Source organism: Alphaproteobacteria bacterium (assembly GCA_004295055.1).
GTDB lineage: Bacteria > Pseudomonadota > Alphaproteobacteria > SHNJ01 > SHNJ01 > SHNJ01.
Genome location: SHNJ01000029.1, coordinates 19,552 through 31,244 on the forward strand (window position 1 = coordinate 19,552; position 11,693 = coordinate 31,244).

Consider the following 11,693-nt stretch of genomic DNA (forward strand, 5'->3'; position numbering starts at 1 on the left):
AATATCAGATATTCTTAAAGAAAGCTTAATTCCCATGAATCGTAACCAAGCTTTTGATTATCAAGCGTGCCCAAATTTACCGCATATGTTGTTTAATCGTGCGGAAATATATAAAAACCGCAATTTTTTATGGCGTAAAACCGAATCGGGTTGGCATGCAACCACATGGGCGCAGGCTGTTGATCAGGTGAAAAAATTATCATCCGCTTTGCGCGCGCTGGGATTGGGGCCAGGCGATCGTGTGTTGCTGGTTTCCGAAAATCGCCCTGAATGGCTGATCGCCGATTTTGCCATCATGAGCGCGGGTTTGATAACCGTCCCCGGATACACCACCAACACCGCCGAAGACCATGCCTATCTGCTGGAAAATTCCGGTGCGAAGGCCGTGATTGTATCGAATGCAACGCTGGCGGAAAAAATTTTTGCCGGCGCGGCGAAAGTTCCCTATGGCAATGGAAAATTAATCGTTGTGTTGATGGACGACCCTGGAAATAAGGGTTTTCCCGGACATACATGGGCCGAGGCATTGGATATCGGCGCAAAAAATCCGATTGATTTCGATTCGTTGCTGCGCGCAATCGGACGCCAAGATACGGCTTGCATTATTTACACGTCCGGCACTGGCGGCAATCCAAAAGGCGTGATGCTAAGTCACGGCGCGTTGCTGCATAATGCGCGCGGCGCGTATGATTTATTGCTGACGCTTGGCTTGCAACGCGAAGTGTTTTTATCCTTTCTGCCGTTGTCGCACGCGTATGAACACAGCGCTGGGATGATCTTCCCCACATCTATCGGCGCCGAAATTTATTATGTCGAAAGCGCGGATAAATTATCCAGCTATCTGACCGAAGTTCGCCCGACCATCATGACGGCGGTGCCGCGTTTGTATGAAATGCTGTATGGCAAAATCACCGCCAGCATGAAACGCGCCGGGAAATTGCAATCCTGGATGTTTAACAAGGCGATTGCGTATGGCAAGCGGCGTTATTTGAATCCGGATTCTTTCAGCGGATTCGAAAAATTGATCGATAAGATCCTGGATATTCTGGTGCGTCGCAAAGCGCGCGCGAAATTCGGCGGCAGATTAAAAGCCATGGTGTCCGGCGGCGCGCCGTTGAATTACGATATTGGATTATTTTTCACCGCGCTTGGGTTGAATATATTGCAAGGCTATGGTCAAACCGAAACTGCGCCGATTGTATCGTGTAATTCGCCATTAAATAACGATATTGCCACCGTTGGCCGGCCCGTGACGGCGACCGAGGTTAAAATCGCACAAGATGGCGAGATTCTGGTGCGCGGCGAGTTGACGATGAAGGGATATTGGAACAATCCCGATGCGACGGCGCAGGTTTTGCGGTATATCGATCCTGAGACCGGCGAGAGCGACGGGGTTGGTGGGGCGGCTGGCGCGCGAGCCGGAAATCAACAGCCTTGGGTGCACACAGGCGATATTGGCGAAATTGATGCGGAAGGACGCATCAGAATCACCGACCGGAAGAAAGATATTATCGTATTGTCCGGCGGGGACACCTTATCGCCACAGCGTATTGAAGGGTTTTTGAATGTCGAACCTGAAATCGCGCAAAGTGCGGTGTTCGGCGACAAGCAATCTTATGTGGTGGCATTGATCGTACCGGATAAAGAATTTTTCCGGCGGTTGCCGCCAGATCAAGTCCAATCGGCAATTAATGCGGCTGTCGAACGGGCTAGCAAAAAATTATCGATCACCGAACGCGTGCGGCGGTTTGCGATTGTTTCGGATGGATTTACCATTGAAAATGGTATGTTGACGCCATCGATGAAAATCCGCCGGCATAAAATCAAACAAAATTATGCAAACGATATTACTAAGCTGTATGGGTAATTCCCCTCCCTTTGGGAGGGGCAGCGAGACATTTATGACGAGCGGGGAGGGTAAAGCGCTTAGAGCCTAACCCCCTCTGCAAACGCTTCGCATTTGCGCCTGCCCCAAAGGGGGAGGAATTAAGATGCTACCGGCAACAAAATTTCCGCAGGCGGACGGTTTTGCGCGAATCGTTCGGCGATGGGCGCGTATGTAACTTTTCCGCTGGCGTCTTTCGATACGGCTTCGAATAAAACGGGGTCTTTGTAATTGCGCGGCGGGACGTCGTCGCTTGGCAGCATGCGCATATAATCCGGCAAATCGTTATTCGATAATGGCGCGAATTGGTTATAGTAATCGGGAACGGGGCGGAAATCCCACCATTCATCGCTGATTTTGCAACTGAGCGGCTGGCCATGCGCGCGGCCGACTTCCTGCATTAAATTTTCCAAATCATCGCGGCGTTTTAAAATTTCGGCATCGGTTGAAAAAGGCGATTGGAATTCCCGCGCGCGCAAGGAAAATGGCCGCCAGAATTGATCGAAATGCCCGCCGAAATCGATCAGCTTGCCGTCTTCGGTAACGGGCGCCAAATCCACCGCCCAACCGCGCGGATGCGCGCCGCGCCCGGATGGCGCCACCAAATCGGATGGAATTTTATTCATGCGCGCGGCGGCGTGGGAAAAATCGCGTTCACATATGGCATACATATGGCCTTGCGCTTCGGTGGGGCGCAATGCGTCCAGAATTACCAATTTCCATCCAAACCGGTTCCAGGAAATTTCGGCGGCCTTGTACAATATATCGGCGAATTGTTTCTGTACCCATAATTTGGCGTTGGGGTGATAAACTTGCGCGAAGTAATTATACGCAAATTGCGGATCGGCATAGGCGGTTTTCAGCCATAAATGATCGGTGGGGCGGAGATCGATAAGGTCGGAGCCAGCATTGATAATTTTTGCCATTTCCGATCTGTATCAGGATTGCGCCGATAAAACAAGATTAGCGTGTGCGGGAATTTTGATGAAGCTCCTCGCGGAAAGATTGCAAGGTCATCGCGCTGCCGACAACTATTGTCGTTCCGGCCCAGGCCAATGCGGCCCATTTTGCGCCGGTGGCGATCCCTTGGGAAAAGGTTGCGTCGGTGCATATCGCGGTAAATGCGCCAGCATAAGCGCCTTGCATTGCGCCAATGATGGCGCCAAAACACGCGGCGCCGGCGGTAAATAAGGCCCCTGATTTTAGAGTATCCATTGCTTCGGTATTAATGGGCATAGTTTCTGCGCGAGGGCCATGATCTTAAAAAATATGCTGGATCAAGTCCGAAAACATAATCCAGCAAGGTAGGGTAGAGAGAGACTAAAAAACTCAACTAAGGCAAAATTGGATATTCAATATCCTGCATCATGGCCGTTTTCGTTCGCGCACCTTCCTATTTATGGGGGCCGGCGGATTCCGGCCCTTCGTTCATTCGTCTGAAATTCAATCTTTCCAAGACTTTTACATGTTCGTACTCCTTTTATGCTTCCATCAACTTCAACATATTCAAGGTATTGGAGGACCTTTGACTCTACGATCTCATAGTAATATTGCAATATTATGACATTTATTTTTAGAACAATAAAATATTTATTGTATCTAAATTGGAATTATATGCCAATTACTGTTGACTTTCATATAAAACGGGAGATCGAAAAGTCACGAATCCGAATTTATCCTTGTTATTATAAGCGTTTATTATGCTTTGGGGTTTGGCATCTGCAAGAAGGCGCGCTAACTTGCGTGATTCCACAAGATAAAGGTCTCTTTACACTGCATGCTCACCAAACCGGAATTATTGTCCGTCGCATTAGACGATAAATACACGCTTGAAAAAGGGCGGGTGTTTATGACGGGTATTCAGGCGTTGGTGCGCCTGCCGTTGATGCAGCGCGTGCGCGATGTGCGCGCAGGATTAAATACAGCGGGATTTATTTCCGGTTATCGCGGCTCGCCGCTGGGCGGTGTCGACCAAGCATTGTGGAAAGCGCAAAAATATCTCGACACGCATCACATTCATTTTGAACCGGGTATTAATGAAGATCTTGCGGCGACCGCTGTATGGGGCACACAGCAAATCGATTTAACCGGCGGCACTAAATATGACGGCGTGTTCGGCATGTGGTACGGCAAGGGCCCCGGCATCGACCGGTCGTCGGATGCGATCAAGCACGCCAATTTGGCCGGCACGATGAAAAATGGCGGCGTGCTGATGGTAACGGGCGACGATCACGCCTGTAAATCGTCTACCCTGGCGCATCAAAGCGAATTTGCGTTCATGGATTTCATGACGCCGTTTCTAAATCCGGCGGGCATTCAGGAAATTCTGGATTACGGCATGATCGGTTGGGCCATGTCGCGCTTTACCGGTTTATGGATCGGATTGAAAATTGTATCGGACACGGCGGATTCTTCGGCATCAGTCGAGGTCCACCCGGATCGCGGCCTTACCATTATTCCAAAAGATTTTCCAATGCCACCAGGCGGATTGAACCAGCGCGGATCGAACTGGCCGCCGGTTGGATTAGAAGAATTATTGCATTACCACAAAGTCCCGGCGGCAAAAGAATTCGTGCGGGTCAATAAATTGGATCAAATTATTTGGAACCCGCCAAAGGCGCGGCTTGGCATCGTATCGACCGGCAAATCGTATCTGGATGTTCGTCAGGCGTTATTCGAACTGGGCATCGATGAAAAAGCGGCGATGGATTTGGGCATTCGTTTGTACAAAGTCGCTATGCCCTGGCCGCTGGAGCCTACGAAGGCGCTGGAATTCGCGCAAGGGTTAGAAGAAATTTTCGTCGCCGAAGAAAAGCGCGACGTGATGGAACATCAATTCAAGAACATTCTGTACGGCCAGCCTGGTATGCGTCCGCGCATCGTTGGCAAGCTGGATGAAAATGGCGCGATATTGCTGCCTAGCATCGATGAATTGTCGTCCAGCGAAATCGCCGTGGCGATTGCCGCGCGAATTGCGAAATTCGGCGATTACGAACGGATTCAAAATAAGGCGAAATCCATTACCCATATTCTGGATGCGCGCAATCCGCATACGATCAGTTTTAACCGTATTCCATATTATTGCTCTGGCTGTCCGCATAATACATCCACCAATGTTCCCGAAGGTTCAACGGCGCTTGCGGGTATTGGATGCCATATTATGTCTCTATGGATGGATCGCCGCACGTCAACCGTGACGCAAATGGGCGGCGAGGGCGTGACGTGGGTTGGCCAAGCGCCATTCAGCAGTACCAATCACGTATTTGCTAATTTGGGCGATGGAACCTATTACCATTCGGGTTTAATGGCTATTCGTGCGGCCATTGCCGCCAACGTAAACATTACCTATAAAATCTTATATAACGACGCTGTCGCGATGACTGGCGGCCAGCCGGTCGAAGGCGGACTGTCCGTGCCGCAAATCACGCGGCAATTAGAAGCCGAAGGCGTGCAAAAAGTCGTCGTGGTCAGCGATTATCCGGAACATTATCCGCTGGGCGCTGGATTCGCGCACGGCGTTACCATTCATCATCGCAGCGAATTGGATCAATTGCAGCGCGATTTGCGCGAACATCCCGGCGTGACCGCTTTGATTTACGATCAAACTTGCGCTGCGGAAAAACGCCGCCGCCGCAAACGCGGCGAGTTTTACGATCCGCCGCGCCGCATTTTCATCAATGACCAGGTTTGCGAAGGTTGCGGCGATTGTTCCGTGAAATCCAATTGTCTGTCGGTAACGCCGGTGGAAACCGAATTTGGCCGCAAGCGCGCCATCGATCAATCGACCTGTAACAAGGATTATTCCTGCGTCAAAGGTTTCTGCCCCAGCTTTGTCAGCGTGATGGGCGGTAAATTGCGCAAAAACAAATCGGGTAACGAGGACCCATCCGGCGCTGGCAAGCTGCCGTTGCCGAAAATCCCGTCGTTGGATCATCCTATATCGTTGCTGGTGGACGGCGTTGGCGGTACCGGCGTTGTTACTATCGGCGCCTTGCTCGGTATGGCCGCGCATTTAGAAGGCAAGGGCTGCACCACCATGGATATGACCGGCCTTGCGCAAAAAGGCGGATCGGTGTGGAGCCCTGTGCGCATTGGCCCGAAACCGCAAGATATGTACGCGGTGCGGATTGGCACGGGCGCGGCGGATTATATTATCGGCGCGGATTTGGTGGTCACCGCCAACGACGACACGATGGATAAAATGCAAACCGGCAAAACGCGGGCGTTGGTCAATTCCAACGAAGCGGTTACCGGCAATTTCCCCCGCAACCCGGATCTGCATTTCCCGTCCCTGCAAATGACCGAATCGATCCAATCGCGGCTGGGCCAGGATCATGTGAAGTTTTTCAATGCGACGCGCGTGGCTACCGGTCTTTTGGGCGATTCGATTGCGACCAACTTATTCATGTTGGGTTACGCATTCCAACTGGGCTGGATTCCGCTGCACCTGGAATCTATCTTGCGTGCGATTGAATTGAACCAGGTGTCGGTCGATATGAATAAACAGGCCTTTGCCTGGGGCCGTAAAGCGGCGATTGACTGGGAATCGGTCGAAAAACTGGTCCGGCCGAAACACGTGCCGCCGCATCACATTAAATCCGAAAGCCTGGACGAGGCTATCGACCGCCGCGTTAAAATTTTAACCGATTACCAAAACGCCAAATACGCCAAGCGGTACAAAGACATGATTCAACGCGTCCGCCGCGCGGAACAAGAACGGGTCGGCGGCAAGGACGATTTATCCTGGGCGGTGACCAAGTATCTGTTTAAATTGATGGCGTATAAGGACGAATACGAAGTTGCCCGGTTGTACAGCAATGGCCAATTCTTATCTCAATTGCGCCAGCAATTCGATGGCGATTATAAACTGAAATTCCATCTGGCGCCGCCTTTACTGGCTCCGCGCGACGATAAGGGCCATTTGCAAAAAATGACCTTTGGCTCTTGGATGCTGCCCGCTTTTGGCGTTCTGGCTAAATTCCGCTTTCTGCGCGGCACGCCATTCGATATTTTCGGCCATACGGCGGAACGGCGCATGGAACGCAAATTGGCCGAAGATTACGAAAATACTATCGATATGATGCTGGGACGCCTATCGCCTGGTAATCACAAAATGGCGGTGGAATGGGCCAATATCCCGGAACATATCCGTGGATATGGCCATATCAAAGAAGCTCATTTGGCCAAAATCCAGGATAAACAAGCCAAATTGCGCGATGCGTTTCTGGCTGGGTAATCTTATAGCTCGGTGGGAATGCTGGAGCGAGTCCGCACTCATTGTTTTTTTTGTTGAAGTTTTAATTAGATTGAAAATCAAGAAATTTCATTTCCGGAGAGCATAACTCTGGCCACATCAGTTTACCATCTTCTTCAAACCAACAAATGTTAATCCCTCGGTCTTTGCACAAATATTCGGTAATCCAAGGAATGGAACGCGGGTCTCCCGGCAAAACCAGGCATAGGGATACATGGTCATCGTTAATTAGGGACTTGTATCTATATTGATATTCGTATAATTGGCTTAGGCCTTTTCTGATTTGTTCTAGGAGGCTGTCTCCACCGCTTTTTATTTCAAAAATAAAAGATCCATCATTCGGTATTTTAGCAAAAAGATCAATGTGATCGTTTTCTTTAGGCGTTGCGCCTATAGACCGCAGCCACCCATCCATTTTATCTATCAATTCCTTATGCGCCAGGTTTCTGCGTTGCCGCTTGATTTTTGTCAGCTCAGGATCGGCCATTTCCCGCTTGCGGTCATAAGGCTTGACCGCTGCTGGCCTGCCCGTTCTTTCTTTAAGCGGATATATTTCGGCAGTAGCGGTGCCAGGCTGGCTTGTCGGTCCTTGGGCGGCAGCCCATCCTGGTTCGAATGCAGCGTCATTGACCAGGATCTCTACGATCTCCGCAGGCAAAATCTTTACGCCGTCAAAATATCTGCCCCATTCGCCGCTAGCTATAACATTTTCAATTTCCTGGCTATTGCGGCAATGATCAAAAGCATTGAATTGTGCGTCGATTGAGCAAATTGCTTCAAACCTTTTTACAAGCTGCAAGGCGTCCGCGTCGTTTACCGCTCTGCGCAATCTAATTAGGCTATTCCGAGTATCGTACATCTCGGTATGCTTTAAGGTATGAAAGCGGCTTTCGTATCGTTCAGGAATTTCGAGTTGACCTGCGCGTGCAAGCTGAAGGTTAGAAATGACTTTTTCTATCTTCGGTAAAGCGTCTTTATTGATATCGGGAGAATTTGCCAATCCAAAAATTTCATCATATGAAATTGCGGCTTCTAAAATGCTGCAATTCCTTAGATGAGTATCTGCCTTTAGACCCATTGAAATCAATCTGACCGGGGAAATATGGATTTTTTTACTTATAAATTCCAGTGTTCTGTCCCGGGTGTTTGCTTGCAACCGTAAACGGTTGGTGGAGCCCGTATACGCAGCACCCATAGCGTTAGGGTATTGGAAGAGTGGAAGTTGCAGCCGTAAGAAAGAAGCAACATCAGGATCTTCGCGCAAAAGGAATTTTTTGGTTGTCGCGCCGAGGCGGACTATCCAACCGTAAGCGGATTGCTCCAGGAAATATAATCCTAGATATGCGGGGTACGCACTGATTTCATCTCTGAATTTTGATACATCCATTCTGCCGTTACTAGCCAAGTATGAAGCTCGGGGACTGATTTTCTGCAATCGCGCTTCAAAAGCTTCGCGATCGTAAAGTTGCCCGTCAAATTCGCCAAAAATCGCCGCTATTTCAGCCAGTTTGTCCGGCCAATCTTCGCCGCTGGAATGGATTTTATGGCTGAAAAGATCGGTTATCATAGAGGAGGCATTATTCTTCCAAATAATCGAGGCCCAAAATAGAAATCAATTCTTTGTAACTTTTTTTCGATTTCTCCCCAAACACATGGACTTTTACATGTTCGGCGAAAAGTGCGGCAAATAGGGGTGGGACGGCATTGCCAACCTGGCGGATAACGTGTCTGCCTGAACCGTGGAATTCCCACCAATCAGGAAAAGTTTGCATACGTGCCGATTCACGGGGAGTTACTTCCCTTGGTTCAAAGGGGTGCACATGCCCCTTGCCTCCGCCTTTGTCCGAACCCACAATAATAGTGAAGCTTGGGCGGTCGGGATGCAGCTTATTAATACGTGTTTTAGGATCGCGTTCTCCAAATTCTAAATTTTTATAGCGAGCGACAATCCTCTCGCTATGTTTACGACCCGAATGATTGGGTAGGCTTGAGCCTTTTCCTGGGGCAGGAAGATTGCGAAGGGCGTTTTTAGCGGTTTTATAAGATTTAGATGCTAAAGTTGAATTCGGGCCGTGAGTTGGCTGCATTTCCGGCACCGTTCTACCGTTCCTTGCACCGACCACAAAAACCCTGTCGCGGAATTGAGGTATACCAAAATCGGCCATTTGGTAGCTGTGGGCCGATACGGCATATTTGCCATTCAAAGATAGCCGTTCAAGCATTTCTTGATAGAGTTTTCCGCCGTGTATGGATTTAAGCCCAGCGACATTTTCAAAAACAAAAGCTTTTGGCTGGACTTCTTTTATAATTCTAAGATATTCCCAGACCAAATTTCCGCGGGGATCATCCAAACCCTTTCTTTGTCCGAATATGGAGAATGCCTGGCATGGGGGCCCACCTAAAATTATATCTATGTTGCTTGGCTCTAGATTTGATGCTTTAAGAAGGGTGGAAGCCGTTATTTTCCGAATATCTGCATTGATGGAATGTATGTGGTTGTAAAAATTTTTCCTGCCGCTGTTCAGCAATAAAGTATTGCAAGAGTATGAATCAATATCATTAGAACATCCGATACTGAATCCAGCGGCAGAGAACCCTAAATCTAATCCACCCCCACCTGAAAATAGGGATAATGCCGTATATTGTCTTTCTCTCGGCCTTGCCGGGGCAGCGCTTTTACGGCCCAACTTATGATTATGCGCAATTCTAAATCTACGCTTAGGTACTTTCTTTTTAAGCAGGGCCGCGCTTTTGCTCATTTCAAAGTGCTCTGTGATATTGCATTATGCTCTATAATTTTTTTCATTATTAAACTATTAAATTTCATAATACAACCTTTGAGAACAAAATGTGAATACCCATATTAAAGGCACTATACAAGACCTGTGCAAAGTTATCCCGGTAAGAAATCCCTGGTTTGCTTGGCGTTTCCCCTAAAAAAGATGCGTAGCATATAAATAATAAAAAAAACCGCCCGGTTGCTAATCGCGAATCGGGCGGTTTTCTTTAAGAATTTCTACGCTAGAAGCGAAAAGAAACTATCTTTTCTTTTTCTTGGCGGTTTTTTTCTTGGCTTTTTTGGTCGTTTTCTTTGCGACCTTGCGTTTTGCAGCTGCCATGATGATATCTCCTACTTAAGTTGAGAAGCGGATGAAGCACAATTGCCGCATCCATATGATCATCATGACATATAGATGGAAATTTTTCTTGACCAAATTTCACTTGACAGGATTTTTGAAAACACACTGTGTGATGCAAGACACAGTAGGGAGGCGATAGTCGAGAGGCGAGAGTGCGAAGAAAAATTTATTTTAAGATTTAATTAATAATTACTTTGATAACAACTAACCGCAGAAAATATTTCTCTCTCGCCTCTCGCCTTTTCACTCTCGCCTGTTACGCCGCGCCCATCATGTTGCGCAACACGTATGGCAGAATTCCGCCATGACGATAGTAATCAACTTCGTCGACCGTATCGATGCGGCACAGCAAAGTGATTTCTTCTTTCTTGCCGTTTGCGCGCGTAATGATGCAACGCACATCCATTAATGGTTTGATACCGCCGGCAACACCCACAATATCTATGGTCTCGCTGCCGTCCAAACCGATGCTTTGGCGGGTCATACCATCTTTGAATTGCAACGGTAATACTCCCATGCCGACAAGGTTGGACCGGTGAATGCGTTCGAAACTTTCGGCGACAACCGCCTTAACACCCAGCAATTTGGTGCCTTTGGCGGCCCAATCGCGGCTCGATCCGGTGCCGTATTCTTTGCCGGCAAACACCACAAGTGGCGTTCCCGCGTCTTGATATTTGATAGACGCATCGTAAATGCTCATCACTTCGCCGGATGGATAATGTTTGGTCACGCCGCCCGATGTGCCTGGCGCCATTTCATTTTTCAGGCGGATGTTGGCAAAGGTGCCGCGCATCATCACTTCGTGATTGCCGCGCCGCGCGCCGTACGAGTTAAATTCGGAAACCGGAACATCGTTGCCAACCAGATATTTTCCAGCCGGACCGTCTTTCTTGATGTCGCCAGCCGGGGAAATGTGATCGGTGGTCACGCTGTCGCCCAGCAAAGCCAGCAGGCGAGCGCCGCCGATGTCATGGAACTTGCCAGCTTCTTTCGGCATGCCCATAAAGTAAGGCGGGTTTTTAACATAGGTGGAATTATCCTGCCAGCCATAGGTAAGGCCGCTGGCGGATTTAATATCCTGCCATTCGCGGCCGCCGTCGAAAACGTTGGCATAACGGCTGCGGAACATCGCAGGCGTTAACGATTTGCGCATCAATTCGTGGATTTCATCGTTGCTTGGCCAGATATCTTTCAAATAAACCGGATTGCCGTCCTTGCCTGTGCCCAGCGGCTCTTTGGTCAGATCGATATTCATCGACCCGGCCAAGGCATAAGCGACAACCAACGGCGGCGAAGCGAGATAATTCGCTTTTACGTGCGGGTTAATCCGGCCCTCGAAGTTGCGGTTGCCAGATAGAACGGAAACGGCAACGGTATCGCCTTCTTCGACGGCTTTGGCGATTGGTTTATCCAG

At 49.1% G+C, this 11,693-nt stretch carries 7 protein-coding genes; 2 read left to right on the top strand and 5 right to left on the bottom strand.

Translation table 11 applies throughout. The annotated features are described in order from the left end of the window. Nucleotides 1–34: 34 nt before the first annotated feature. Nucleotides 35–1,867: a long-chain fatty acid--CoA ligase gene (locus tag EYC62_06860; protein TAH33384.1), complete on the top strand. Its 1,833-nt coding sequence runs from the start codon at nucleotides 35–37 to the stop codon at nucleotides 1,865–1,867. A gap of 119 nt (nucleotides 1,868–1,986) precedes the next feature. Here EYC62_06860 and EYC62_06865 read toward each other — a convergent pair whose 3' ends face one another. Both EYC62_06865 and EYC62_06870 read right to left on the bottom strand, forming a co-directional pair. After that, the gene (locus tag EYC62_06865) at nucleotides 1,987–2,811 is read right to left on the bottom strand and encodes a hypothetical protein (protein TAH33385.1); all 825 of its coding nucleotides are present in this window, start codon (nucleotides 2,809–2,811) and stop codon (nucleotides 1,987–1,989) included. A 37-nt stretch (nucleotides 2,812–2,848) separates the two neighbouring features. Further along, on the bottom strand, nucleotides 2,849–3,121 hold the full coding sequence (locus EYC62_06870) for a hypothetical protein (GenBank protein ID TAH33386.1): 273 nt from the start codon (nucleotides 3,119–3,121) through the stop codon (nucleotides 2,849–2,851). A 541-nt stretch (nucleotides 3,122–3,662) separates the two neighbouring features. Here EYC62_06870 and EYC62_06875 point away from each other — a divergent pair. Further along, nucleotides 3,663–7,121: an indolepyruvate ferredoxin oxidoreductase family protein gene (locus tag EYC62_06875; protein TAH33387.1), complete on the top strand. Its 3,459-nt coding sequence runs from the start codon at nucleotides 3,663–3,665 to the stop codon at nucleotides 7,119–7,121. Between the two features lie 61 nt (nucleotides 7,122–7,182). On the opposite strand, the gene EYC62_06880 is transcribed toward EYC62_06875, so the two are convergent. From EYC62_06880 to EYC62_06890, 3 genes are all read right to left on the bottom strand, one after another. Next, on the bottom strand, nucleotides 7,183–8,706 hold the full coding sequence (locus EYC62_06880; protein ID TAH33388.1) for a hypothetical protein: 1,524 nt from the start codon (nucleotides 8,704–8,706) through the stop codon (nucleotides 7,183–7,185). 10 nt (nucleotides 8,707–8,716) lie between these two features. Continuing rightward, on the bottom strand, nucleotides 8,717–9,898 hold the full coding sequence (locus EYC62_06885; protein ID TAH33389.1) for a DNA cytosine methyltransferase: 1,182 nt from the start codon (nucleotides 9,896–9,898) through the stop codon (nucleotides 8,717–8,719). 637 nt (nucleotides 9,899–10,535) lie between these two features. Further along, nucleotides 10,536–11,693: aconitate hydratase (locus EYC62_06890; protein ID TAH33390.1), on the bottom strand; the 1,158-nt coding region annotated here is incomplete at its 5' end.

Excerpts from the sequence above, each read along its gene's own strand:
- EYC62_06860 (TAH33384.1), top strand. The coding sequence starts at position 35 with ATGAATCGTAACCAAGCTTTTGATTATCAAGCGTGCCCAAATTTACCG.
- EYC62_06865 (TAH33385.1), bottom strand. The coding sequence starts at position 2,811 with ATGGCAAAAATTATCAATGCTGGCTCCGACCTTATCGATCTCCGCCCC.
- EYC62_06870 (TAH33386.1), bottom strand. The coding sequence starts at position 3,121 with ATGCCCATTAATACCGAAGCAATGGATACTCTAAAATCAGGGGCCTTA.
- EYC62_06875 (TAH33387.1), top strand. The coding sequence starts at position 3,663 with ATGCTCACCAAACCGGAATTATTGTCCGTCGCATTAGACGATAAATAC.
- EYC62_06880 (TAH33388.1), bottom strand. The coding sequence starts at position 8,706 with ATGATAACCGATCTTTTCAGCCATAAAATCCATTCCAGCGGCGAAGAT.
- EYC62_06885 (TAH33389.1), bottom strand. The coding sequence starts at position 9,898 with ATGAGCAAAAGCGCGGCCCTGCTTAAAAAGAAAGTACCTAAGCGTAGA.